This window comes from Pseudomonas wadenswilerensis (genome assembly GCF_900497695.1).
Taxonomy (GTDB): domain Bacteria; phylum Pseudomonadota; class Gammaproteobacteria; order Pseudomonadales; family Pseudomonadaceae; genus Aquipseudomonas; species Aquipseudomonas wadenswilerensis.
Map to the genome: position 1 here is coordinate 272,080 of NZ_UIDD01000006.1, position 25,117 is coordinate 297,196.

Below are 25,117 nucleotides of genomic sequence, written 5' to 3' on the forward strand. Positions count from 1 at the left end.
TCGATGGCGGCTATGACGCCTATAGCTTGAGCTGGCCGATGGCTTTGTTCAGTTCGCCGGCCAGGGTCGCCAGTTCGCTGCTGGTGGTGGCCGAGTCGACGGTTTGCTGCACGGTCTCTTCGGTTACGTCGCGGATACTTACCACTGCCCGGTTCATTTCTTCGGCCACCTGGCTCTGTTGCTCGGCGGCCACGGCAATCTGCGTGTTGCTTTCACGCATCTGCGCCACCGCGCTGGTGATTTCTGCCAGCGCGGCACCGGCTTCCTGGGCCTGCTGTACGCAGTCGTCAGCCTTGAACGAGCTTTCCTGCATGAAATCCACGGCGTCGCGGGTACCGGCCTGCAGCGCCGAGACCATGGTGGTGATTTCGTCGGTGGAAGCCTGCACCCGTTTGGCCAGGTTGCGTACTTCGTCGGCGACCACCGCAAAACCACGGCCCAGATCGCCGGCGCGGGCGGCCTCGATGGCGGCGTTGAGGGCCAGCAGGTTGGTCTGTTCGGCAATGCTGTGAATCACCCCGACCACGCCGTTGATCTTCTGGCTGTCGTCGGCCAGCTGGCGGATCATTTCGGCGGTCTGTTGTACGCCGCTGGACAGCCCGGCGATCGAGGTCTGTACCCGGCTGACCACTTCCTGGCCGCTGCCAGCCAGGGTGTCGGCGCTCTGCGACAGGTCGCGGGTGGCGCCGGCGTGCTGGGCGATGTGATAGACCGTGGCGGTCATTTCGTTGATGGCGGTGGCGGCCTGATCGGTTTCGCTCTGTTGGCCAAGCATGCCGTGACGCACGTCGTTCATGCTCGCGGCCAGGCGCGCGGCGCCGGAATCCAGTTGTGCGGCGGTGCGCGCGACGGTGTTGACCACCCGGTGGTAGGTGGTTTGCATGGCGTTGAAGGCACTGGCCATCTGTCCGACTTCATCACCACAGGCCAGGGGTACGCGGGCCGACAGGTCGCCGGTTTTTTCCACGTGCAGCATTACGTCCTTGAGGGTGTTGAGCTGGCTGAGCAGAAAGCGGATGAGCAGTTGCGAGGCGCAAAGCATCGCCAGCATCAGGATCAGCACGCACACGGCGTAGTTGGTGAAGCGGTCGGTGAACACCTGGACCAGGCTGGGGGAGGGGGCGAGCACGGCGATCTGCTGGTTATCACGGCTGATGACCTGGGCACCGGTCAGCGGATCGCGGCCCAGCAACGGCAAGCCTTCGAGCTCGACCCAGCCCTGGGCCGTGGCCAGCGTATCGAGGCTTTGTCCTTCGAATTGCGGCGCCTGGCCGGGGCTGTAAGTCAGCCACAGCGCATTGTTCGGCAGGGCTTGCCCGGCGGGCCAGGCCGCCAGCAACTGCGCCTCGGCCTGGGCTTTGCTTTGTGCACTCTGGGCCCGGGCCTGTTGCTCCAGATGCACGGCATACAGCACCAGGAACAGCGTGGTGACGAAGGCGACCGCGTTCACGGCCCAGAACTTGTACTTCAGGGAGATATTGCTAAGCCAGGCACCCATGGTAGGTCTTCTCTGATTGAGCGGAAACATTGTTGGCAAGGTGCCATCATTGTGCCGACTCGATCATCAAGACGTTTTGATATGCGTCAAATAATCGCGGGCAGGTTAAAGAAGGCGCGGGCGCTGGCGGTGCTGTGGGCAGCCAGTTGCTCAGGGCTTTCGCCGCGGTGCAGGGCTACTTCGCGCAGCACTTCAGTGAGAAAGGCCGGTTCGTTGCGCCCGCTTTTCGGCTTGGGCCGCAGGCTGCGCGGCAGCAGGTACGGCGCGTCGCTTTCGAGCATCAGGCGGCCCTGGGGGATGCTGCTGACCAGCGGGTGCAGGTGGGTGCCGCGTCGTTCGTCGCAGATCCAGCCAGTGATGCCGATGTGCAGGTCCAGGTCGAGGTAGCCGAACAGCGCCGCGCGCTCGCCGGTAAAGCAGTGCACTACCGCTGCTGGCAGGCGATCGCGAAACTCCTTGAGGATCGCCAGCAGGCGTTCGCTGGCGTCACGCTCGTGCAGGAACACCGGCATCTGCAGCTCCACGGCCAGGGCCAGCTGTTCTTCCAGCGCCTTTTCCTGCTGCGGGCGCGGCGAGAAATCACGGTTGAAGTCCAGCCCGCATTCACCCACGGCCTGCACCCGCGGCTGCCCAAGCAGCGCGCGCAACTGGCGGCTGCTGTCGGCGCTCCAGCTGCTGGCGTCATGGGGATGAACACCGGCGGTGCTGAACAGGCGCTGGGCGCTTTCATCGAGCTGCTGGCACAGCTCAAGGGCCTGTTCGCTACCCTCAAGGCTGGTGCCGGTGACCATCATCTGTACCACCCCGGCAGCCACGGCGCGTTCGAGAATCGCCTGATGTTTGTCGGCAAAACTTGGGTTGGTCAGATTGACGCCGATGTCGATGAGTTGCATGGTGCTACCTCAGGCCGGGGGCCGGCCAGCATAACAAAGCTCGGCGAAAATCGATAAAGCCAAGAACTTCAACGAGTTGTCGTGGTCTGTTGCGGTCAATTGTCATGGAACGACTGCAGACTATGGCGCCAACCCCACACGCGCGGACCTTGCAACGGATGACCCGAGCGCTGTTTTTGTTGATCGTGCTGAGCCTCTCGCTGCTGCCTGCAGGGCCGGCCAGTGCGCGTCTGGCCGGGCCGCAACAGGCGGTGCCCAAGACCCAGGCGCGCGACCTGGCGCAGATCCGCAGCAGCCGGGTATTGAAGGTGCTGGTCAATCAGAGCCGCAACAGCTCCGGTGAAGTCAAGGGCGAGCCGGTGGGCGTCGAGTACCATCGTCTGCGAGCCTTCGAGCATTACCTCAACGCCCGCGCCCGCGATGGCGAGGAAATCCGCCTGAAGATCATCCCCCGCGCCAAGGAACAACTGCTGGCCGCATTGCAGCGCGGCGAAGCCGACCTGGTGGCACCGGGCGAACTGGTCGACCCCACCTCTACCCGTGGCCTCAGCGCCAGCGATCCGGTGGTCGACAAGGTGCCCCTGGTGCTGGTCGGGCGCAAGGGCGAGCGCAGTTTCCAGCGCGTCGAGCAGCTGTCCGGGCGCACCCTGGCGCTGACCAGCTCAAGTGCCGCCGGCGATACCTTGCATGAGATCAACCAGAAGCTGGCCCTGCGTAAGCTGGCGCCGATCAAGGTCGAGTGGGTCGACCCGACGCTGGCGGTCGAAGATGTGCTGGAGATGGTCCAGGCCGGGATTTTTCACCTGACCGTGGTCGAGCAGCCGATTGCCGAACGCTGGGCCAAGGTCATGTCCAAGCTGCGGGTCGAGCGCAAGCTGCATGTGGCCAGCCCCGAGGCCATGCGCTGGTACGTGCGCCGTGACGCGGTAATGCTGCACGCCAGCGTCGACCGCTTTCTTCAGGGCTACAAGGCGCCGGCCAATCAGGATGCAGCGTTTGAGCGGATCTACCGGCGTCTGTACCGGGTCCACAATCCCCTGGCACGCACTGATCGCAAGCGCCTGGAGGCCTTGCGGCCGGTGCTGCAGCGCCATGCCCGCGAACAGAAAATCGACTGGCTGAACCTGGCTGCGGTGGCCTTCAAGGAGTCCTCCCTTGACCCGACTGCCCGCGGGGCAGGGGGCGCCCACGGGCTGATGCAGATCACCCCCAGCGCCGCCCAGCGGGTGGGGGTGAGCAATATTGCCAATGTCGATGGCAATGTTCAGGCCAGCGCCCGCTACATGGCGCTGATCCGGCGCAAGTTCTTTTCCAGCAACCAGCTTAACGAGCGTGAACGCATGGCGTTCACCCTGGCGGCCTATAACCTGGGCCCGGAGCGGGTTCAGGCGATGCGTGCCGAAGCGCGGCGGCGTGGGCTCAATGGCAACCAGTGGTTCTTCCAGACCGAGCGCATCGCCATGGAACAGGTGGGCATGGGGCCGGTGAGCTATGTGAACAGCGTCAACAAGTACTTCCTGGCCTTTGACCGTGAGCGCGCATCCCTGGAGCCGAAAGGGGGTAAAGGTGTGGGGCAAAAATAATCGAATAATTCGATTTTAATGTCGCAAATATTGCGATTTTACTATTGGTTGATTCGATTAATATGGCGCCCAACACCACACATCACCCCCCTTAAGGAACACTCATGAACAACAACATCCTCAACGCCGTAGTTGCCAGCCGTGCCAGCTGGGGCCTGAGCATCATCCGTATTCTGGTCGGTATCATCTTCATGGCCCATGGCGCGCAGAAGCTCTTCGGCCTGTTTGGCGGCGGCGGCCTGGCGGGGACTGCGCAGTTCATGGAAAGCCTTGGCCTGGCGCCTGGCCTACTGATGGCGCTGCTGTCCGGCGGTGCCGAGTTCTTCGGCGGCCTGGCCCTGGTGATCGGCTTGCTGGTACGGCCAGCGGCGCTGGCGCTGACCGTGACGTTGATCGTGGCGATCTTCTCGGTGCATATCGGCAATGGGTTGTTCATGGCCAACAACGGCTATGAGTTTGCCCTGGCGTTGATGGCGGGGACGCTGGCGGTGCTGGTCGAGGGGGCAGGGCGGGGGTCTTTGGACCGGTTGATTGCTCGCTAAGGTTGGGTCGATCCGGGTGAGGCAGCGCTGCTGCCTCACCTTTGCGCCTTTACGGCGCCTTACTTTGTTCAGTCGAAACAATAGTAAGCCAAAATTCTCGCCCACCAGGGGCCCTACGCTTCGCTCTTGCTTGCCTGACTCTATGGGAGCGGCGGTGCGACGACTCGACCTGACCCGCGATGCGATGTGGCAGGCGGGACGCTATCGCGGGGTAAGCCCGCTCCTACAGTCACATGTTGACATCCCACCCGCAGCTTCTCTAGGATGCTGACTTGCGCCGATTTAAACAGCTACTTGCGGGGCGCAGGGTTTCCTCTTCGGGGGTTTCACCTAATACCGCTAAAACGCTGGTTCGGTGACGCCTCCCACCGCAGCCCAGCGGGTTTTGCGAGGCGGAGATCTACTCCATGAGTTGTCCACGTTCCAGTGTTTGCCTGACCCCCTTGCCTGCCAGCCAGGCTACGCGCACGCCGCGTATTCTCTTGGGCGGCAGCCATCAGCCAACACTTCTGCGCTACCTCGATGGCTGGCCACGCCGTAAAGGCCGTGCCACTGCCTTCCTGATCCAGTTTGCCGACACCTGCGCCTCGCTTGGCCAGTTCGCCAACGACCGTTTCGATCTGGCGGTGATTCAGTCGCCCAGCGCCGAAGATGCCGCCGAAGTTCTCGGTCACCTGACCCGTGTCGCTCGACAGGGCCTGATCACCCGGGCTTGAGTGACAGCCCGGGTTAGCCGCTCAATGTGCCTTGGCTTTCCTGATCCGTAGCACAATCACCAGCATGATCAATACCACCACCGGCGCCATACCCAGCAGCGCCTCGCGTGCGCTGATCTGCGCGCCCAGGGTGTGCAGGCCGGCATAGAACAGTTTGAACAGGCTCAGCAGGTAGTAGCTGATCGCGATGATCGACAGGCCTTCCACTGCCCGCTGGATTTTGATCTGGGTATCGGCGCGGGCGTTGAGGCTGCGCAGGATCTCGGCGTTCTGTTCTTCCATCTCGACCTGCACCCGCGCCTGCAGCAGGTCGCCGAGGTTGGCCACGCTCTCGGCCAGGTGTTCCAGGCGTTGTTCGGTGACCGCGCAATAACGCACGGTGGGCTTGAAACGCCGCTCGATGAACACTCCCAGGCGCTGGCAATCACCGACATGGCTCTCCCGCAGCTCGCCCAGGCGCTCGAACACCAGTTGCGCGTAGGCCTGGGTGGCGCTGAAGCGATGGCGGTGCTTGACCGTGCTGCCGACCACCTGGCGCGACAGCTGAGCGATGTCGGCGAGCAATGCCTTGGCATTGCCGCCGTCACTGCTGACGTTACGCTCCGACAGGCTGACCAGCTTGCGGTCATAGGCGTCCAGTTGCGGGCTCAGGGCCTTGGCGGCGGTCAGCGACAATGACGCCATCATCCGGTAGGTCTCGATCTCCAGCAGGCGGCGGATCATTCGTCCCTGGCGGTAGGCATTGAGCCGGCGGTTGATGAACAGGAAGCGGTTGGTGCCATCTGCGGTCAGGCGAAAATCGCTCCACACCACGGCATCGCCGCCGCCTACGCAGGAGCCGCAGGGGTCTTTGAAGCCATAACGGCTCAGGTCCAGGTCCTGTTCGTCGCGCACCAGCACCTGCACCGCGTTGATCATCTGCTCGCGGTAGGGCTCGACGCCTGCGGCGAGGGCCGGGGGCAGGGTGGTCCAGTTCAGCTCGCCGCTGGCGGCGGGCACCACCAGCGTCAGGGTGAAGAACTCGGAATGGCGCTCCCATTTGAACGGATGACCGTCCAGCCGGGTGATGCCCTGTGCGGCATCGGGCTCGAAGGCGTCCGGGCAGCAACGCTGCAACAGGGCATTGCAGTCGGCATCGGTGCCGAGAAACGCCAGATGGAAGACATGCGCCGGTTCGTCGAAGTACAGCGACGGACGGGCGTGCAGCTCGTTGTGCAAGGCGGTGCGTTGGGCGTGCATGCGGGTCAGACCGTATTGTTGTGGTTGTCTGCGGTTTCACTCTTGGGACTGGAGCTGACAGGCACAAGTCACGTGCAGTTGCGCCGCGCCTCGACAGGGTTGATGATCAGGCCCTGCAAGCCACTCAGTCAGCCTGGAAGCGAGAATTTTTGTTGAGTACGCAAATCATCACGAAGGAAGGTCACGAAGCGCTCAAGCAGGAGCTGGACCATCTGTGGCGGGTAAAGCGTCCCGATATCACCCAGAAAGTCACCTGGGCAGCGTCCCTGGGCGATCGCAGCGAGAACGCCGATTACCAGTACAACAAGAAGCTTCTGCGTGAGATTGACCGCCGCGTGCGCTACCTGCGCAAGCGCCTGGAAGACATGCGTGTGGTGGAGTACTCGCCGGAGCAGGAGGGCCGGGTGTTTTTCGGCGCCTGGGTCGAGATCGAGAACGAGGAGGGCGAGACCAAGCGCTTTCGCATCGTCGGCTACGACGAGATCTACGGGCGCATGGACTACATCTCGATCGACTCACCCATGGCCCGCGCGTTGCTGAAAAAAGAGGTCGGCGATGAAGTCATCGTCCAGACCCCTTCCGGCGAGATGTGCTGGTGGGTCAACGCCATCGACTACGTCAAACCCTGATCAGCCCTCGCGCAGTACTGCCAGCGGGCTGGCATTGAGCGCCCGGCGCGTGCCGTAGACCCCGGCACCGCCGACCAGCAGGGCGCCGATGACCGGCAGCAGCAGTAGCCACGGGTGCGGGCTCCAGTGCAGGTCGAAGGCATAACGGTACAGCACCAGGGTGATCAGCTCGCAACCGATCGCTGCCAGCAGGCCGCTGGCCGCCCCCAGCAGGCCGAACTCGATACGCCGTGCCTTGACCAGCAATCCGCGCCCGGCGCCCAGGGCGCGGAGCAGGGCGCCTTGGCGAATGCGTTCGTCGAGGGTCGCCTGCAAACCGGCGAACAGCACCGCCAGGCCTGCCGCCAGCACGAACAACAGCACGTACTCCACCGCCAGGGTGACCTGGGCGAGGATGCTGCGCAACTGAGCCAGCAACGCGTCGACCTGGAGGATGGTCACCGCCGGGAACGCCCGCGACAGCGCGACCACCTGCTGGTCATGCCCGGGTGCCAGATAGAAGCTGGTCAGGTAGGTGGTCGGCAGGTCCTGCAGGGTTTCAGGCTGGAAGATCATGTAGAAGTTGGGCTGGAAGCTGTCCCAGTTGACCGTGCGCAGGCTGGTGACTTGCACCTGGCGTTGCAGGCCACCAATGGTGAAGGTCAGCTGGTCGCCGAGTTTGAGCTTGAGGCTCAGGGCCAGCTCGGCTTCCACTGAAACACCGGGCAAGGCATCGGCTGCAGGTTTGACCTGCCACCACTGGCCTTCGCTCAGGGTGTTGCCCTGCGGCAGGTCGGCGGCCCAGGTCAGGCTCAGGTCGCGCTGCACGGCGCGGTCGCCGGTGGATTCCTTGCTGACAATCTGTTGCACCGGCTCGCCGTTGATGGCGGTCAGGCGCCCGGGGATTACCGGGTACAGCGGTGCGGCCTCGGCGGAGAACTCGGTCAGGCGTTGGGCGAAGTTGTTCTTGTCGTCGGGCAGGATGTTCAGGGCGAAGTAGTTGGGCGCGTCCTTGGGCAACTGGTTCTGCCAGGTGTCGAGCAGCTCGGCACGCAGCAGGGCGATCAGGGCCATGGCCAGCAGGATCAGGCCGAAGGCCAGGGACTGCCCGGCAGCCGCCAGTGGGTGGCGCAGCAATTGGCCAAGGCCCAGGCGCCAAGCCAGCGGGCTGTCGGCAAGCAAGCGCCGCAGGCTGCGCAGGCCGAGCAACAGTAGCCCGCCCAGCAGCAAGGCGGCGACCAGGCCACCGCCGAGCAGGGCGAAGGTCAGCAGCAGGTCGAGGCTCAGGCGCCACATGATCAGGCCCAGGGCGAACAGCGCGGCGCCGTACACCAGCCAGCTGCTGGCTGGTACCGGTAGCAGGTCGCGACGCAGCACCCGCAGGGGTGGCACCCGGCCAAGGGCGGCCAGCGGCGGCAGGGCGAACCCGGCCAGGGCCACCAGGCCGGTGGCGATACCGGCCAGGGCCGGACCGACACCGCCAGGAGGAATCTGCGCCGGCATCAGACCTTGCAGCAATTCGAACAAGCCCAGTTGGGCCAGCCAGCCAAGCGCTGCGCCGCACACGGCGGCGATGCTGCCGAGAATCGCCAGTTGCAGGCAGAACAGGCTCAATGCCTGGCGGCGCGACAAGCCCAGGCAGCGCAGCAGGGCGCTGGCATCGAAACGCCGGGTAGCGAAGCGGCTGGCCGACAGCGCCACGGCAACACCTGCGAGCAGCACCGCCACCAGGCTGGCCATGTTCAGGTAACGCTCGGCCTTGCCCAGGGCGCCGCCGATCTGCTGGTTGCCATCCCGTGAATCCTGCAGGCGCTGGTTGGCGGCGAGGTTGTTGCTGAGCGCATCGCGGTAGCTGGCCAGGGCGTCGGGCTCGCCACGCCAGAGTTCGCGGTAGCTGACCCGGCTGCCCGGTTGCACTACCCCGGTGGCCTCAAGGTCGGCGAGGTTGATCAGTACCCGCGGGGTCAGGCTATAGAAGTTGCCGGCACGGTCGGGTTCGTAGGTCAGCACCCGGCTCATGCGCAGGGTTTTCATGCCTACATCGATGCTGTCGCCTATTTTCAGGTCCAGCGCTGCCAGCAGCCGCGGTTCGACCCAGGCCTCGCCCGGCGCCGGGCCGCCGCCAGCGGTTTCGACGCCATAGGGTTCGGCGGCGCTGCGCAGCTCGCCGCGCAGCGGATAGGCATCGTTGGCCGCCTTGATGCTCGACAGCTGAATGCCGTTGTCGGTGGCGATCACGCTGGAAAACTCGACCACCCGGGCGTGTTGCAAGCCCAGCGCGGTGCCGCGGTTGACCTGCCCGGGCTCTGCGGGCGAGCTGCCCTGCAGCACCAGGTCGGCGCCGAGGAACTCGGTAGCCCGCAACAGCATGGCGCCGTTGAGGCGGGCGCCGAAATAGCCGATGGCGGTACTGGCCGCCACCGCTACCAGCAGGGCGAAGAACAGCACGCGCAACTCGCCGGCGCGGGCGTCGCGCAGCAACTGGCGCAGGGCCAGGGGGAACAACGGCAAGCGCTTCATCAAGGCTCCAGCGGCGCGACCAGGTGGCCGGCGTCCAGGCGGATCAGGCGACGGCAGCGCTGGGCCAGGCGTTCGTCATGGGTGACCAGTACCAGGGTGGTACCGCGTTCCTTGTTCAGGTCGAACAGCAGGTCGCTGATGCGCTCGCCGGTATGGCTGTCGAGGTTGCCGGTGGGCTCGTCGGCAAACAGCACCGCGGGCTCGGCGGCAAAAGCGCGGGCGATGGCCACCCGTTGCTGTTCGCCACCGGAAAGCTGGCGTGGCGAGTGGCTCAGGCGCTGGCCCAGGCCGACCCGTTCAAGCAGGCTGCGGGCGTGCTCGCGGGCATCGCGGCGACCGTCCAGCTCCAGTGGCAGCATGACGTTTTCCAGCGCGTTGAGGCTGTCGAGCAACTGGAACGACTGGAACACGAAGCCGACATGCTCGGCCCGCACCCGCGCGCGCTGGTCTTCATCCAGCGGGCCGAGGTCGTGGCCGGCCAGGGTCACGGAGCCGGCGCTGGGTAGGTCGAGCCCGGCCAGCAGGCCGAGCAGGGTCGATTTGCCCGAGCCCGAGGCACCGACGATCGCCAGGCTGTCGCCCTGTTTCAATTCCAGCGAGAGTTCGTGCAGGATGGTCAGGTCGCCTTCCGCGCTGGGGACCACTTTGCTAAGGTTGCGCGCACTGAGAATGCTGGGGCCCATGGAGAATCCGATGCGAGTGTGGTTATTGAGTGCTGGCCTGGCCTTGATGTGCATGGCCCAGGGCGCAGCAGCGGGGACCGTGCTGATTGTCGGCGATAGTATCAGTGCCGCTTTCGGCCTGGATACCCGCGAGGGTTGGGTTGCCTTGCTGGAAAAACGCCTGAAGAACGAGGGTTTCGACGCCAAGGTGGTCAATGCCTCGATCAGCGGCGACACCAGTGCCGGAGGCCAGGCGCGGCTGCCGGCGCTGCTTGCAGAGCACAAGCCGGAGCTGGTGGTGCTTGAATTGGGCGGCAACGATGGCCTGCGCGGGCATCTGCCAACGCAATTGCAACAAAATCTTGCCTCGATGATCGACAAGTCGCGAGCTGCCGGCGCCAAGGTGCTGTTGCTGGGCATGCGCCTGCCGCCCAACTACGGCAAGCGTTACAACGAGGCCTTCGCCAAGGTGTATGAAAACCTGGCGACGGAAAAACAGGTGCCGCTGGTGCCGTTCTTTCTCGAAGGGGTGGGCGGTGTGCCCGAGCTGATGCAGGCCGATGGCATTCATCCGGGGCAGGGCGCCCAGGCCAGGTTGCTGGAAAATGCCTGGCCGCAACTAAAACCGCTGCTTTGACGCTTTTATAGTGACCGGCTTTCGGCTAATGTTGCGCCCCCGATTTGGAGCCCCCGATGCCGCGTCCCGCCTGGTCCCTGTATGCCTATCAATTGATCGAGCCTGACGAACAGCTTGACCTGTTCGCCTGCCAGGAGATCCGCGTCCACCTGGTAGCCCGCCAGCTCGAGCTCGGTGGCTCGGCCGACCGTACCCTGTGCGGCACCCTGTTGCCGGCGCAACCGCGCTGGTCGCAGGCCGAGCGCAGCATTTACCGTGACCGCCGCCTGTGCTCGCTGTGCCGGGCGATTCTCGATGCCCAGCGCCGTGGCACACGGCCGGTATGGCCCGAGCTGTAACCTGCCGATATAACCTTTCATCCCCTGTACGGCCAACTGCGCCCGGGACATCTCCCGATTACGCGGGTGCCGGTGTACAATCGATTGCTTGACTCAATTGAATTAGCGAAGGATTTCCCGGATGTTGCCGCGCTTTCCCGCCGTCACCCGTTGCCTGTCCCTGGCCGCCCTGTTGGCGGCAGGTCCCGCCGCTGCGCTGGAGTTCCCCCTGCCGCCTCCCGGTGAAGACGTCATCGGCCAGGTCCAGGTGATCAAGGCCAAGTACGAAGACACCTTTGCCGACATCGGCACCGCCAACGACCTGGGCTACCTGGAAATGATCGCCGCCAACCCCGGCGTCGACCCGTGGCTGCCGGGCGCCGGCACCGAAATCATCCTGCCGACCCGCTTTATCCTGCCGCCGGGGCCGCGCGAAGGCATCGTCATCAACCTGGCCGAGTACCGCATGTACTACTACCCGAAAGGGCAGAACGTGGTGCACACCTACCCGCTGGGTATCGGTCGTGAAGGCTGGGGCTCGCCGATCGCCAATACCAAGGTTACCGCCAAGACCCCGAACCCCACCTGGACGCCACCGGCCTCGATCCGCAAGGAACACGCCGAAGACGGCGATATCCTCCCGACCGTGGTACCGGCTGGCCCGGACAACCCGCTGGGGCCGTTCAAGTTCACCCTTGGCGTGCCGGGTTACCTGATCCACGGTTCGAACAAGAAGTTCGGCATCGGCATGCGCACCAGCCACGGCTGCTTCCGCATGTTCAACAACAACGTGCTGGAGCTGGCCAAGATGGCCCCGGTCGGCGTGCCGGTACGCATCATCAACGAGCCGTACAAGTTCGGCCTCAGTGCCGGCAAGGTCTACCTCGAGGCGCACACGCCGCTTGACGACAAAGGCGACCCGTCGGTGGTCGACAAGCACACCGCGGTCATCAACGCGCTGCTCAAGCGTGAAGACCTGGCCAACAACCTGCGCATGAACTGGGACATGGTCCGTGACGTGGTCGCCGCCGAAGACGGCATGCCGGTGGAGATCGCCGTGCCCAATGGCGCTGGCGGCCCGGCACCGATGGTTTCCAGCGTGCCTTACGACATGCAGTAAGCCATTCCTGCTATACCCGAGGCCTGCCATCGTGCAGGCCTCGTCGTTTCTGGCGTTGCACTTTGCTGGCGGCAATAAAAAAGCCGACCCACAAGTGGGTCGGCTTCCAATAACAATCCCGAAGGACTATTACTTGCGGCTGGCTTTGTCCAGCATACGCAGAGCGCGCTCGTTAGCTTCGTCAGCGGTCTGTTGTGCTTTTTGAGCAGCAGCCAGAGCGTCGTCAGCTTTGCGATAGGCTTCATCGGCACGAGCTTGTGCACGAGCAGCTGCGTCTTCGGTAGCGGTCAGACGAGCTTCGGTTTCTTTGGATACGCTGCTGCAACCGGTTGCCAGAACTGCGGCCAGAGCCAGAGCAGAAAATTTCAGAACGTTGTTCATCGTGTTCCCCTTCAAGGACTTTCTATTAAATAGCCATCTCTCAAGAAAGAGAAACTGGCCGGCGTACATAGTACCCATTACTTGTAGTAAGTAAACTGACAGAGCGCAAGAACTGCAAAAAAATGCGCCTGTCCCGGGTCCGCCACAGCCTTATGTAGAAAAACTGTGAAGGCGCCGCATGCGCGGGTGCTAACAAGTGTAGCAAGTGTGTATTTTGTTGAACTAAAAGTGACTTAAAGTGTCATCCTTCGTCATAGCACTACAACATCCGGCAACTGTTCAGGCCGATGCTCGTCGCCCTGTCCGCGTGCCCCAAGTGGATGAAATTTGCGACCAGCCACCTTGAGCATCTGGGCATGGGGCGCCTACTATTTGTACGTGCTCACTTGCCAGAGAACAGCCATGCTCTTCTCGCTGTCCAAAGGGGCACGGGGTGGCGTAGAGGTTCCTTCGCCGGACAAACATCGGTAAGGTAGGGGTCATAGCACAAGACCCGCGAGGAGTAGTGATGAGCGAGGCGTTGTCCATCCACCATGACCAGGCTGGTCATCAGTTCGAGACCAATGTGGACGGTCATCGTGCTTACCTGACCTACATGGACCTGGGTAAGCAGACCCTGGATATCTACCGCACGTTCGTACCGAACGCATTGCGTGGCCGGGGTATCGCTGCGGCACTCACCGAACAGGCGCTCAAGTACGCCGAAGACATGGGCTATACCGTGATCCCGTCGTGCTCCTACGTCGAACGTTACATGGAACGTCAGCAAAAGCACGCCACCAACAAGGCCTGAGGATCGCGAAGGGCAGCCATTAGTGCTGCTCTTCAACGCACCAACAAAAACGCCGGGCAATTGCCCGGCGTTGTTGTATCTGCCTGTCAGTCGCGCTGGCGTTTGGGCAACACGTCCTTGAGCTTGGCGTGCATGCTGCGCAGGGTCTTCTCGGTGGACTCCCAGTCGATGCAGGCGTCGGTGATGGACACACCGTACTGCAGGTCGTTGAGGTCTTTCGGGATCGCCTGGCAGCCCCAGTTCAGGTGGCTTTCGACCATCAGGCCGATGATCGACTGGTTGCCTTCGAGGATCTGGTTGGCGACGTTCTCCATCACCAGCGGCTGCAGGGCCGGGTCTTTGTTGGAGTTGGCGTGGCTGCAGTCGACCATGATGTTCGGCTTGATCCTGGCCTTGGCCAGGGCCTGTTCGCACAGGGCGACGCTGACCGAGTCATAGTTGGGCTTGCCGTTACCGCCACGCAGCACCACGTGGCCGTAGGCGTTGCCCTTGGTGGTGACGATGGACACGCCGCCTTCCTGGTTGATGCCGAGGAAACGGTGCGGGCTGGAAACCGACTGCAGGGCGTTGATGGCAACGGTCAGGCCGCCGTCGGTGCCATTCTTGAAGCCGACCGCCGAGGACAGGCCCGAGGCCATTTCGCGGTGGGTCTGGGATTCGGTGGTACGGGCGCCGATGGCCGACCAACTGATCAGGTCCTGCAGGTACTGCGGAGAGATCGGGTCGAGTGCTTCGGTGGCGGTAGGCAGGCCCATTTCCGCCAGGTCCAGCAGCAGCTGGCGACCGATGTGCAGGCCGTCCTGGATCTTGAACGAGTCGTCCAGGTACGGGTCGTTGATAAGGCCTTTCCAGCCGACCGTGGTCCGCGGCTTTTCGAAATACACGCGCATGACCAGGTACAGGGTGTCGGACACCTCTGCCGCCAGCACCTTGAGGCGCTCGGCGTACTCGTGGGCAGCCTTGATGTCGTGGATCGAGCAGGGGCCGATCACCACGAACAGGCGGTGGTCCTTGCCGTCGAGGATATTGCGCACCACTTCGCGACCGGCAGTCACGGTCTGCAGGGCGGTAGCGCTGAGGGGGATTTCCTTCTTGAGCTGATCGGGGGTGATCAAGGTCTCGTTGGAGGCAACGTTTAGGTCATCGATCGGTAAATCAGCCATCGTGTTACTCGTCAGGTCACGGGTGCCGGCCGCCAGCGATCCCCGTGCGGCGGAGCAGCGAAAATTGTACGCAGCGGGGAGCCGAACCTTAGCGCGTTACACTGTGGCTCGACAATGGGCACGGGCCGCTTTCCTGCAAGGAAAGGCCCATAGGCACGGGGTTTTTACCCAGGAACGAGGATTTCCCGGGTATGACTTGCCTCAAGGCTGGCATCGGAGAACTCGCCGGCGTGCAGGCTGACCCACTGCTGGGCGAGGGCTTCTACGTCCGCATCGGGGCTTTCGGCCTGGCAGAAGTGCTGGATCTGACACACCTGTTCGCCCATGCGTGCGCCAAACAGCGCTTGCTCGTCGATGAAGGCAATGCCCACCCGATAGCCGTCCTGTTGCTTCTGGCACCAGGCCACATAACCGGGATAGCGTGCCTCGGCGCCGAGGGAGGGGATGAGCATTTCCACCGCCATGCCCCGTCGGTAGGCCCGTGGGTGGTTGCAGGCGATTCCGCCCAGGCTGATAGTGTGCAGCCGTTGGCGGAACAGTTTGGGCGACTGACGCAGGGTCAGCTCCACCGGAACATCGTCCGGGTGCAGCAGGAAGCCACGCATGCTCGACTCCGTGTCGATTTTTTGACCTTGTTCGCCTGAGTATAGTTAAGGATCGTAAAGCGGTTGATTTACGTGTAAAAAAATTGAACAAAAAATGAACGGTTGAGGAGAGCAGGATGAACACGAGCAGCCCGCGTATCGGCGTGATCGGAACCGGCGCCATTGGTGGCTTCTATGGCCTGATGCTGGCGCGTGCCGGGTTCGAGGTGCATTTCCTCTTGCGCAGTGAATTCGACGCCGTTCAGCTCAACGGATTGCGGGTCGACAGCGCCGTGCATGGCACCGTGCAGATGCAGGTCCGGGCCTATGCCGATGCCACCGACATGCCGCCCTGCGACTGGCTGTTGGTCGGCGCCAAGACCACCAGCAACGCCGAGCTTGCACCCTTGATCGCCAAGGTAGCGGCGCCTGATGCCAAGGTGCTGCTGCTGCAGAACGGCCTGGGCGTCGAGGACCAACTGCGGCCGCTGTTACCCGCCAATCTGCACCTGCTCGGCGGCTTGTGTTTTATCTGCGTCAACCGCGAAGCGCCGGGGGTGATCCGCCACCAGTCGCTGGGGGCGGTGAACCTGGGGTATCACAGTGGTCCGGCGGCGGATGAAGACAGCCGTCAGCAAATTGTCGAGGCCGGGGCTGCGTTGTTCCATGCCGCTGGCATCGACTCCCAGGCCATGACCAACCTGGCCCAGGCGCGTTGGCAAAAGCTGGTGTGGAATGTGCCCTACAATGGTTTGTCAGTGCTGCTCAAGGCCAGCACCACACCGCTGATGACCGATGCCGACAGCCGCGCCTTGATCCAGGCGCTGATGGCCGAGGTGGTGCAGGGCGCGCGCGCCTGCGGTTACGCGTTGCCGCCAGGCTATGCCGAACACCTGTTTGCGGTGACCGAGAAGATGCCCGACTACTGGCCGAGCATGTACCACGATTTTATCCAGCAGCGGCCATTGGAGCTGGCGGCGATTTATGCCGAGCCGTTGGCCCAGGCCAGGGCGGCGGGCTGTGAATTGCCGAAGATGCAGGCGCTATATCAGGCTTTGGCCTTTATTGATCGGCAAACAGCATCGCGGGGCAAGCCCGCTCCCACAATGTAGGAGCGGGCTTGCCCCGCGATAAGGCCCCAAGGGGAACAGTACATGAGCAAGAATCTAGGCGACAAACTGGTCGTCGCCATCTCCTCCCGAGCGCTGTTCGACCTCAGCGAGAGTCACCGCCTGTACCTGGCCGAGGGCGTTGAAGCCTATCGCCAGTACCAGATCGAACACGAAGACGAAGTGCTCGAACCCGGTGACGCCTTCCCCCTGGTGCAAAAGCTCCTGGGCCTGAACGCCAGTCTTGGCCAGCCCCGGGTCGAGGTGGTGCTGGTGTCGCGCAACAGCGCCGACACCGGTCTGCGGGTATTCAACTCGATCGAGCATCATGGCCTGGGTATCTACCGCGCTGCCTTCGTTGGCGGCCGTAGTCCTTATCCTTATCTGGCGGCGTTTGGCTGTCACCTGTTCCTGTCCACCGATGCCGATGATGTGCGCAGTGCCCTGGAAGCCGGCTTTGCCGCTGCCACCATTCTCTCCGGTGGTGCCCGGCGCGCTGCCAGTGACGAACTGCGCATCGCTTTCGACGGTGACGCGGTGCTGTTTTCCGATGAGTCCGAACGGGTCTACCAGCTTGGCGGTCTCGAAGCCTTCCAGGCCAGCGAGCGCCAGTCAGCCCGCGAGCCGTTGCGCGGCGGGCCGTTCAAACCATTTCTGGCGGCACTGAACCTGTTGCAGAAGGAGTTCCCCGAAGGCGCCTGTCCGATCCGCACGGCGCTGGTAACAGCCCGCTCGGCACCGGCCCACGAGCGAGTGATCCGTACCTTGCGCGAGTGGGATATCCGCCTGGACGAGTCGCTGTTCCTCGGCGGTCTGGACAAATCGGCGTTCCTCGAAGCCTTCGCCGCCGATGTGTTTTTCGACGACCAGGCCGGCCACTGCGAACGGGCCCGCAGCGTCGTCGCCACTGGCCATGTGCCCCATGGCATCAGCAACGAACCGACCCTGGGCTAACGGGCAAACCTCGGCGCCGGACGGCCCTGCGACGGTTCTTGGCGCTGCTAAGCTGAAGCTTGCTCTGCCGTCATGGCAGTCGAGGAGGTCGAATGATCCATTCCATGCTGTATGCCACTGACCTCGGTGTGTACGCGCCTTTTGTCATGCAACACGCGCTGGCACTGGCGCGGACCTTCAACGCAGAGCTCTACGTCATCCATGCGGTCGAGCCCATGGGCCAGTTCGCCGAATCGCTGCTGCAGAGCTATCTGGACGAACAGACCCTCGATGAACTGCACAGCGAAGGCGTCACCACGGTGATGGCCAACATCGAACAACGGGTTCTGGAAAACTTTCGTGACGAATTGGGCGAGGAGGCTGACCTGGCCCTGATCAAGGCCGTACGCGTGCGTCAGGGCGATCCGGCGCAGGTGATTCTCGAGCAGGCCCAGCGCCTGAGTGTCGACCTGCTGATCTTCGGCAGCCATAGCCAGGGCGCTGGCGTCGATATCCCGATCGGACGCACCGCGGTGCGCTTGCTGCAACTGTCGCCGGTGCCGGTGTATATGGTGCCGCTCGCGCAACACTTGGGGCGTAGGAAGTCTTAACTGCGTGGGGTAGGTGGGTTCCTGGAAGACTGCTAAAATAGTTCTAGATTTATTCTTCAAACCACTAATATAGTTATAAATCGTCGCTGCTGCCGGTGACGCCCAGCTGATTTGAGGGATACCTATGAAGCTTCAACAATTGCGCTACATCTGGGAAGTGGCGCACCACGACCTCAACGTCTCCGCGACAGCGCAGAGCCTGTATACGTCCCAGCCGGGCATCAGTAAGCAGATCCGCCTGCTCGAAGACGAGCTGGGCGTCGAAGTGTTCGCCCGCAGCGGCAAGCACCTGACCCGCGTGACTCCGGCCGGTGAGCGCATCATCACCACCGCCGGTGAGATCCTGCGCAAGGTCGAAAGCATCAAGCAGATCGCCCAGGAATTCTCCAACGAGAAAAAGGGCACCCTGTCGATCGCCACGACCCACACCCAGGCGCGTTATGCCCTGCCGCCGGTGATCAGCAGCTTCATCAAGCAGTACCCGGAAGTGGCCCTGCACATGCATCAGGGTTCGCCCATGCAGATTGCCGAGATGGCCGCTGACGGCACCGTCGATTTCGCCATCGCCACCGAAGCCCTGGAGCTGTTCGGCGACCTGGTGATGATGCCGTGCTACCGCTGGAACCGCTGCGTGGTGGTGCCGCAAGGCCACCCGCTGACCAAACTGCCGAAGCTCACCCTTGAAGCCCTGGCCGAATACCCGATCGTCACCTACGTGTTCGGTTTCACCGGCCGTTCCAAGCTCGACGAAGCCTTCAGCCACCGCGGCCTGACCCCGAAAGTGGTATTCACCGCCGCCGACGCCGACGTGATCAAGACTTACGTGCGCCTGGGCCTGGGTGTCGGCATCGTCGCCAAGATGGCCGTCGACACCAAGCTCGACAATGACCTGGTAGTGCTCGATGCCAGCGAACTGTTCGAGTCCAGCGTGACCAAGATCGGTTTCCGCCGTGGCACTTTCCTGCGCGGCTTCATGTGCGACTTCATCGAGAAGTTCGCCCCGCACCTGACCCGTGAAGTGATGGCCAAGGCTATCGCATGTCACAACAAGCAAGAGCTTGAAGAGCTGTTCGACGGTGTCGAGTTGCCGGTGCACTGATCTGCGCGTGGTTGTCCGATGTTCAGAAAACGCCCCTTTTGGGGCGTTTTTTTGTGCGATTGAACCCTGTTTTTCTTTGGGAAATTTCCCAATCTTGCTGGGAGTGGTCCGACTTTTTGCGTCGGACATCTGCCGAATAATCCTCCTCGTCAACCGCCCTGCGCGGTGCGGCACAAGCCGGCGGACACACTCGCCGTCGGCACGTCGTCTGTGACGTTTTCACAGGTCTATTCGAGGAGAATTATTCATGAAGCGCACTTTTCTGGCCCTACCTCTCGCCCTGCTGGCCGTTGGTAATGTATTCGCCGCCGACCCGCTGGAGAAACAAGTTACCGTAACGGCCACCATCCCGACCGAGAACTTCTATGTCGAGCCGGTGGGCGGCAACTGGATGAACGAACCGCAAAACATGGCCTGGAATGCCCTGCGCGAATCGCTTGAGCCGATCCGCAAGCAGCTGCAGGTCAAGAGCACCACCGGGGCGATTTCTGCGCGCCTGCTCAGCCCGGCGGTGATTAACAGCGGCGCCAACAGCATCGGCCTGGACGTTGCGGTCAACGGCACCGGTTTGACCACCACTTCGGTTCCGGTGGTGCCGGCAGCCGCGGCAGCGGCAGGCACCCTGGTCGCCTTTGACGTAGCCGCCCAGTCGGCCGGCCCGAGTGGCTACGTGCCGGGCAACTACCAGGGCATCGTCAACATGTTGTTCGAGACCGTCTCGCCGTAAGTCGCCAGCCAAGCGCTGTTCCATCCCCTTCTATTCACCCCGCTGCTCATTCGTTCGAACGAGTGCGGGGTGAGTATTGCCTGTGAAAAAATGGACATGGCTAATTACTTGTCTCTCGCTGCATCCATTCGACTGGCCCTGGGGTGCCTTGTGCTCTCAGGTACAGCCTGTGCCTGGGCCGAAGCCCGAGGGCAGGCCGGGCCCTTGGGGGTGCTGAGCCAGGCGCAAGGCTTGCCGCAGGAATTTGGCGAGCACTTTTTCGATGTGCCCCTGGCCGTTCGCGTCGACCTCGATGGGCGCTACCTGGGCGATGCCCTGGTGGTGCTGTCGCGCGATGAACAGGTGCAACTGCTCGACTTCACCGACACCTTCGAGAGCCACGCCTCCGACACCGAGCGTTCGCGCTGGCGCGAACAGCTCCAGGAGCCAAGGGCGCTGGGCAACTGCCTGTCCAGTTGCCCGCGAGGGCTGGTGGCGTTGCACTACAGCCTGGTGAATTCGCAGCTGTCGATTCTTACCACGGCGGCGGAACGCAGCGATCAGCCGGCGCTTTATCATCAGTTGCCCGAACGTGGCAGCCACGGCTTGCTGCTGCGCAACCAGTTGAACCTGGTCGGTGGCGACCTGGAAACCACCGGTCGTTATGCTGTGCAAGGGCAGGGCAGTTTCGGCAACTGGACCACCGTGGGCGAGGCGCGGTTCGACCGCAACAGCGATTACGTCGAGCAAACCCGGCACCGCGTGGACCAGCTCTATGCCGAGCGTTTGCACGACAAGCACTTCTTTCGCCTGGGTTACTTCACCCCGGGCGCCCAGGGCCTGACCCGCCAGCCGCGCTTGCTCGGCAACCTGCCCGACACCACCCGTGGCCTGATGCTCGGCAGCAGCGACAGCCTGGCGGTCAACAACGGCCAGGCCAGCGCCACTCCGGTCTATGTCACGCCGAACCGCGCCGGGATCGTCGAAATCTACCGTGATGGTGTGCTGATCAACAGCCAGGCGGTGCAGGCCGGCTTGCAGGCGCTGGATACCCGGGTGCTGCCCGGGGGGATCTATGAGGTGGAGATCCGCCTGATTGAAGACAACCAGGAAACCTCACGCAGCGAAGCCTTCATCTACAAGCCCTCCAACTGGAGCAACGCCGAGTCGCCGTGGCGCTACAACGTTTACATGGGGCAGCAAAGCAGCCTGTGGAGCAATTGGGACAAGGACTATGACAACAGCCTGACGGCCGGCGTCTTCACTAACTACCTGTTGCATCCGCGGGCGGTGCTCGGGCTCTCTGCCCAGCGAATCGACGAGCTTCTGCAGTATGGCGGTTCGCTGGACTGGGATGTGCTCGATCCGCTCAAGCTCTATGGCAGTGTTTTTCACACCGAAGACCACGGCAACGGCTATGACCTGCAAGGCATCTACAACTACGCCTCGGGTTCGCTGGTGTTCAGCCAGAGCCGCTCCTGGCTGGACAGCCGCCGCTTCGAGGAGGACCAGCCTGGTGCGTACGGGGACTTCAGGGTTCGCGAAGTCCGCCAGAGTGCGCTGTCGCTCAACCACCGGGTCGATCGGCAAAGTACCGCGACCTTGCGGGTGTCGCACAGCAGCGGCACAGGGGCCGATGGCATGGGTTTCGATGTCGGCTGGGGCTACTTCGGCAAGTTGCTGAACTCCGACACCAACTGGCGCCTGTCGCTGTTCGATCGCCCGGGCACCAGCAGCTCCGGCGACGCGCGCAACCGTGGCGTCACCTTGAGCATGAGCATGAGTCTTGGCGGGCCGGGGCGAAGGATTTCGGCAACCCTGGGCAGTCGCACGTCCCGCGACGGTGCGCGCGACCAGAACGCCTCGCTGACCTATCAGCAGGACGTTGACTACGGCGCCCTGCAGAGCCTGGCCGGCACGGTTGCGCTGGACCGCTACGGTACCGGGTTTGGCGGCAGCGCCTTGTTCGAGAGCCCGCTGCTGCATGGCGATGCCTATGCCCAGCGCTCCTCCTACAACGGCGAGCTGACCGCGGGTTTGAACCTCGACAGTGTGCTGGCGGTCGGCGCCGGCAAAGTGGCGATGTCCGGGCAGTACCTGCCCCACGAGGCAGGCCTGATCGTCGATGTCGATTCGGACCTGCAAGGTGTGCGCATGCGTGCCGATGACCACCACGGCCACAGCGCCGTGCTGCGCCCGGGGCGCAACGTCATTCCGGTCAGCGCCTACAAGGCCGGCCAGGTGCACTTCGACTTCGACGGTAACGACGCCCATACGGCGGTCATCCAGCCTTCGACGGTCGAGTATCACCTCAACCGTGGCGGGGTCGACTATCACCGCATCCGCGTGATGCGGACCCTCACCGTGATCGGTCGCCTGGTCGACGCCAAGGGGCAGCCGCTCAGGGGCGCGCTGGTAATCAATCACGCCAGCCGCAGTGTCAGCGAAGCGGATGGCTTTTTCGCCATCGAGATGAGCGAGTCGACACCGACCCTGGAAATTCGCCGGGGCGCCGATGCCTTGTGCCTGGTCAGTTTCGATCAAGGCAAGTACACCCGGGAGAACGACGTTCTGCTGGTCGGTGACCTGACCTGCGCCGGGGCCAATGTGGCCCAGGCCGAGCTGAAACAAACAAAGGAGGATGCTTGATGCGATGGCTGGAAAAACCTCGGTGCGCAGCCTTTGCCGCACTTCTCGCGACGCTGGCAGCGTTGTGCCTGGGGCCGCTCGCAGGCGTTGCCCAGGCCAGCGTGGTGGACATTACTGGCGAGTACGCGCCAGGCTATAGCGGCAGGCCGCCCAGTGGTTTCGTCAACACCACGCCGCGGGCAGAATTCTGCTCGGGGTTTGTGCCTTGCGCCGGCAGCGAGTATCGATACACGGTCAGTTTGCCGCTGAGATTCTCTACGGCGTTCATCCACCGTGCACTGCAAGCTCGTGACAAGTACTACTTCCGGCTGCCAGCTACCAGAACCCTGAATCTGGTCAATGAGCAAGGAGAGTCTTTTTCTGTCCGGTTCAGGCCTACGCATTTCGGTTTGAGGATTCAGCCGGGCCTCATGGTCCTGGTCGGGCCAAGTCAGGGTGTTTGCGTACCTGCGGCGTTTACTGAACATCAAGCCGTTACCCAGTACCTGGGCCGGGTCGATATGCTGGTGCCCGGCGGTTGCTACATGGACGCACGAAGCGGCAGTGCCGGGTCTGTTGTGAACGTCGACAGCACCGTCACGGGCCTGGGCTTTGAGCTGGTGTTGCCGTCGCCTCTTTCGTTGAAAAGTGGCATCTACCGGGCTCAGTTGCAGTTGAGCGTCGGGGGTAGCGGGGCGGACTTCGACCTGGGCAACCGAGTCACCAGCGTCAGCACCGACCTGCTAACGCTGAATTTCGAGTTCACTGTCAAACACCCCTTGAAGGTCGAGTTTCCGGCCGGTTCCGAGCGGGCGGTGCTTGAACCACCAGGCGGCTGGATGGGCTGGATCAATCGCGGCGCGCCGCCCCAGCGCCTGTACCGGATCCTGCCGTTCCGGATCTGGACCACCGGTGCAATCAGCGTGCATACCCGCTGCGAATACGACCTGGGTGGGCGTTGTGGCATTCGCGGTCGTGGCGGCCATCAGGTTCCGCTGAAGGTTGCCCTGACGCTGCCGGCAAGCATGAGGCACCTCGGTGCGCCGGTGGACAACCTGGTGTTGCCGGTTGGCGCTCCGTCCTCGCTGACCATCGAAACCGTCGAGGCCACGCTCGATCGCCAGGCGCGCCTGCTATTCGAAGTGTCACAGGCCGACACCGCCTCGATGCTCTTGTACCCGGGTGAAACCTATCAGGGCGACGTGACGCTGGTTCTGGATGCCGCACTTTAGACGACCGCTAACCGTCGGCAATGGAAATTTCTCTGTTAGATCAGGACGTTTCCTACGGGCCCTGCCGGTTGCTCGGTCTCGTCTAGTGCATGAGAATGATATTAATTAGCCAGTTATGCTGGGAGCTAAATAGATGAAAGGAACGCTGGCAGTACCGCTGCGGTTGATGTCGATGGTCACCACCGCGCTTGCCGGTCCCGAGCTCAATATCGGTACGTTCTACGACTATCTGGACGGCGGCAAGAGCACGCTGCTCAAACGCGTGCGCAATGGCGGCGACACCACTGCGTTCGTCAAGGTCAGTGTCGTCGAGATGGTCTACGACAACCAGGGTCAGGCGCGCGAGGTCGAGATGGATGGCCGCGAGGCGTTGCAGCGTGGCCTGGTGGTCAGTCCCGCGCGGCTGATCATCCCCGCCAATGGCATGCAGGCGGTGCGCTTGCTCTATCGTGGGGAGCGTGACCACGAGCGCTACTTCAGGTTGCGTTTCATCCCGGTGCTGCCGGAGGTCAACGACGGCTTCGCGATTACCGAGGACGAGGCCGAGCGTTATGAGGACGCGCTGAAGGTCGGCGTCAACATTCTTGCCGGTTACGGCTCGATACTCTTTATACGGCCACAGGCAAGTCGCTACCAGACCGCCATTGAGCATGAGGCAGGGCGCTTCCTGGTCCCCAACAGGGGCAACACCACGATTGTCCTTGATCATTTCAATGACTGCGCTGCGGGCAACAAGGACTGTGCCCCGGCGACCAAGCACCATGTGTTACCGGGCAATACCCGCGCATTCGAGAAAAAGGCCGGACGCCACTACCGCTTCGAGCTGGTCGAGGGCGAGCAGAGCCGCGAAATTGCCTTCAAGGGGTGAATCGGACCCAGTCACCATCGTGGTATGAGGGAAAGCATGAGTAGTGTCCTGATCGTGGATGATCACCCGTTTATTCGCTCCAGCGTCAACCTGCTGCTGGTCAGCGAACGCTTCAAGGTGGTCGGCCAGACCGATAACGGCATCGATGCCGTACGCCTGGCGCGTGAGCTGACCCCTGACCTGATGATCCTGGATATCAGCATCCCGGGGCTCGACGGCCTGGAGGTCATTGCCCGGGTCAAGGCGATGAAGCTGGCGCTGAAAGTTCTGATCTTGACCTCACAACAGGCCGATTATTTTTCCCTGCGCTGCATGAAGGCGGGCGCGGTCGGCTATGTGTCGAAAACCGATGACCTGTGCGAACTGAGCAAGGCCGTGCATGCGGTCATGTCTGGCTACACCTACTTCCCTGAAGTTGCCCTCAGCTCTGTGAGAAGAGTCGATGTCCGGGCCTCGGAGGCCGAGTGCATCGCCAGCCTGACCAATCGTGAACTGCTGGTGCTGCAACAGCTGGCCCGTGGCTTGAGCAACAAGGCCATCGGCGATGCGATGCTGTTGAGCAACAAGACCATCAGTACCTACAAAACCCGTCTGATCGAAAAGTTGAGGGTCAAGTCGTTGGTGGACCTGGCGGATGTCGCCAAGCGCAACCTGCTCGTTTAGGTTGCCGAATTT

Annotated in this window: 25 protein-coding genes; 17 read left to right on the forward strand and 8 right to left on the reverse strand. The window is 62.8% G+C overall.

What is annotated here, in order from left to right; all coding sequences use genetic code 11:
• Positions 1–19: 19 nt before the first annotated feature.
• The gene (locus tag CCOS864_RS10105; protein ID WP_115086168.1) at positions 20–1,498 is read right to left on the reverse strand and encodes a methyl-accepting chemotaxis protein; all 1,479 of its coding nucleotides are present in this window, start codon (positions 1,496–1,498) and stop codon (positions 20–22) included.
• A gap of 86 nt (positions 1,499–1,584) precedes the next feature.
• On the reverse strand, positions 1,585–2,391 hold the full coding sequence (locus tag CCOS864_RS10110) for a TatD family hydrolase (protein ID WP_115086169.1): 807 nt from the start codon (positions 2,389–2,391) through the stop codon (positions 1,585–1,587).
• Between the two features lie 158 nt (positions 2,392–2,549).
• Here CCOS864_RS10110 and CCOS864_RS10115 point away from each other — a divergent pair, with 158 nt between their 5' ends.
• The 3 genes from CCOS864_RS10115 (at position 2,550) to CCOS864_RS10125 (ending at position 5,232) form a co-directional block, all read left to right on the forward strand.
• Positions 2,550–3,974, forward strand: coding sequence for an MltF family protein (locus CCOS864_RS10115; protein ID WP_115086170.1), 1,425 nt, complete (start codon positions 2,550–2,552; stop codon positions 3,972–3,974).
• Positions 3,975–4,078: 104 nt separating this feature from the next.
• Positions 4,079–4,516 (forward strand): DoxX family protein, encoded by a 438-nt coding sequence (locus tag CCOS864_RS10120; RefSeq protein WP_115086171.1) that lies wholly within the window; start codon positions 4,079–4,081, stop codon positions 4,514–4,516.
• A gap of 407 nt (positions 4,517–4,923) precedes the next feature.
• Entirely contained in the window at positions 4,924–5,232 is a 309-nt protein-coding gene (locus tag CCOS864_RS10125) for a hypothetical protein (RefSeq protein WP_115086172.1), read from the forward strand.
• Positions 5,233–5,253: 21 nt separating this feature from the next.
• Here the strand turns inward: CCOS864_RS10125 and CCOS864_RS10130 are convergent, their stop codons facing one another.
• Positions 5,254–6,471 (reverse strand): DUF3422 domain-containing protein, encoded by a 1,218-nt coding sequence (locus CCOS864_RS10130; RefSeq protein WP_115086173.1) that lies wholly within the window; start codon positions 6,469–6,471, stop codon positions 5,254–5,256.
• Positions 6,472–6,623: 152 nt separating this feature from the next.
• On the opposite strand from CCOS864_RS10130, the gene greB reads away from it, so the two are divergent.
• Entirely contained in the window at positions 6,624–7,100 is a 477-nt protein-coding gene (greB, locus tag CCOS864_RS10135; RefSeq protein WP_010222552.1) for a transcription elongation factor GreB, read from the forward strand.
• Here the strand turns inward: greB and CCOS864_RS10140 are convergent, their stop codons facing one another.
• Positions 7,101–9,599, reverse strand: coding sequence for an ABC transporter permease (locus CCOS864_RS10140; protein ID WP_115086174.1), 2,499 nt, complete (start codon positions 9,597–9,599; stop codon positions 7,101–7,103).
• The gene (locus CCOS864_RS10145; protein WP_010222550.1) at positions 9,599–10,282 is read right to left on the reverse strand and encodes an ABC transporter ATP-binding protein; all 684 of its coding nucleotides are present in this window, start codon (positions 10,280–10,282) and stop codon (positions 9,599–9,601) included. The genes CCOS864_RS10140 and CCOS864_RS10145 overlap by 1 nt, the downstream gene beginning before the upstream one ends.
• A 10-nt stretch (positions 10,283–10,292) precedes the next feature.
• Between CCOS864_RS10145 and CCOS864_RS10150 the strand changes: the two genes are divergently transcribed.
• The 3 genes from CCOS864_RS10150 (at position 10,293) to CCOS864_RS10160 (ending at position 12,335) form a co-directional block, all read left to right on the forward strand.
• Positions 10,293–10,898 (forward strand): arylesterase, encoded by a 606-nt coding sequence (locus CCOS864_RS10150; protein ID WP_115086175.1) that lies wholly within the window; start codon positions 10,293–10,295, stop codon positions 10,896–10,898.
• A 56-nt stretch (positions 10,899–10,954) separates the two neighbouring features.
• Positions 10,955–11,236 (forward strand): hypothetical protein, encoded by a 282-nt coding sequence (locus tag CCOS864_RS10155; protein WP_010222548.1) that lies wholly within the window; start codon positions 10,955–10,957, stop codon positions 11,234–11,236.
• Positions 11,237–11,357: 121 nt separating this feature from the next.
• On the forward strand, positions 11,358–12,335 hold the full coding sequence (locus CCOS864_RS10160) for a L,D-transpeptidase family protein (protein WP_115086176.1): 978 nt from the start codon (positions 11,358–11,360) through the stop codon (positions 12,333–12,335).
• Positions 12,336–12,464: 129 nt separating this feature from the next.
• Here CCOS864_RS10160 and oprI read toward each other — a convergent pair whose 3' ends face one another.
• Positions 12,465–12,716: an outer membrane lipoprotei OprI gene (gene oprI / locus CCOS864_RS10165; protein ID WP_003259780.1), complete on the reverse strand. Its 252-nt coding sequence runs from the start codon at positions 12,714–12,716 to the stop codon at positions 12,465–12,467.
• A gap of 508 nt (positions 12,717–13,224) precedes the next feature.
• On the opposite strand from oprI, the gene CCOS864_RS10170 reads away from it, so the two are divergent.
• Positions 13,225–13,509, forward strand: coding sequence for a GNAT family N-acetyltransferase (locus CCOS864_RS10170; RefSeq protein WP_010222546.1), 285 nt, complete (start codon positions 13,225–13,227; stop codon positions 13,507–13,509).
• Positions 13,510–13,595: 86 nt separating this feature from the next.
• On the opposite strand, the gene CCOS864_RS10175 is transcribed toward CCOS864_RS10170, so the two are convergent.
• Both CCOS864_RS10175 and CCOS864_RS10180 read right to left on the reverse strand, forming a co-directional pair.
• A complete protein-coding gene (locus CCOS864_RS10175) occupies positions 13,596–14,672 on the reverse strand; it encodes a 3-deoxy-7-phosphoheptulonate synthase (protein ID WP_115086177.1) in 1,077 nt (358 codons plus the stop codon).
• A gap of 164 nt (positions 14,673–14,836) precedes the next feature.
• Positions 14,837–15,277, reverse strand: a complete 441-nt coding sequence (locus CCOS864_RS10180; RefSeq protein ID WP_115086178.1) for a PilZ domain-containing protein — start codon at positions 15,275–15,277, stop codon at positions 14,837–14,839.
• A 116-nt stretch (positions 15,278–15,393) separates the two neighbouring features.
• On the opposite strand from CCOS864_RS10180, the gene CCOS864_RS10185 reads away from it, so the two are divergent.
• The 9 genes from CCOS864_RS10185 to CCOS864_RS10225 all read left to right on the forward strand — a co-directional run bounded on the left by CCOS864_RS10185 (position 15,394) and on the right by CCOS864_RS10225 (position 25,105).
• The gene (locus tag CCOS864_RS10185; RefSeq protein WP_115086179.1) at positions 15,394–16,368 is read left to right on the forward strand and encodes a putative 2-dehydropantoate 2-reductase; all 975 of its coding nucleotides are present in this window, start codon (positions 15,394–15,396) and stop codon (positions 16,366–16,368) included.
• Positions 16,369–16,410: 42 nt separating this feature from the next.
• Entirely contained in the window at positions 16,411–17,319 is a 909-nt protein-coding gene (locus tag CCOS864_RS10190) for a 5'-nucleotidase (protein ID WP_115086180.1), read from the forward strand.
• 92 nt (positions 17,320–17,411) lie between these two features.
• A complete protein-coding gene (locus CCOS864_RS10195) occupies positions 17,412–17,909 on the forward strand; it encodes a universal stress protein (RefSeq protein WP_010222541.1) in 498 nt (165 codons plus the stop codon).
• A 124-nt stretch (positions 17,910–18,033) separates the two neighbouring features.
• Positions 18,034–19,008 carry an HTH-type transcriptional regulator CysB gene (gene cysB / locus CCOS864_RS10200; protein ID WP_115086181.1) on the forward strand — a complete coding sequence of 325 codons (975 nt, stop codon included), beginning with the start codon at positions 18,034–18,036 and terminating at the stop codon, positions 19,006–19,008.
• Positions 19,009–19,255: 247 nt separating this feature from the next.
• Positions 19,256–19,735, forward strand: coding sequence for a CS1 type fimbrial major subunit (locus CCOS864_RS10205; protein WP_115086182.1), 480 nt, complete (start codon positions 19,256–19,258; stop codon positions 19,733–19,735).
• A gap of 96 nt (positions 19,736–19,831) precedes the next feature.
• Positions 19,832–22,363: a TcfC E-set like domain-containing protein gene (locus CCOS864_RS10210; RefSeq protein ID WP_115086351.1), complete on the forward strand. Its 2,532-nt coding sequence runs from the start codon at positions 19,832–19,834 to the stop codon at positions 22,361–22,363.
• Positions 22,363–23,574, forward strand: a complete 1,212-nt coding sequence (locus CCOS864_RS28210) for a hypothetical protein (protein ID WP_167458873.1) — start codon at positions 22,363–22,365, stop codon at positions 23,572–23,574. The genes CCOS864_RS10210 and CCOS864_RS28210 overlap by 1 nt, the downstream gene beginning before the upstream one ends.
• A 133-nt stretch (positions 23,575–23,707) precedes the next feature.
• Complete coding sequence (locus CCOS864_RS10220) at positions 23,708–24,442, forward strand: fimbrial biogenesis chaperone (protein ID WP_115086184.1); 735 nt, start codon at positions 23,708–23,710, stop codon at positions 24,440–24,442.
• Between the two features lie 36 nt (positions 24,443–24,478).
• Complete coding sequence (locus tag CCOS864_RS10225) at positions 24,479–25,105, forward strand: response regulator transcription factor (RefSeq protein WP_115086185.1); 627 nt, start codon at positions 24,479–24,481, stop codon at positions 25,103–25,105.
• Positions 25,106–25,117: the final 12 nt, after the last annotated feature.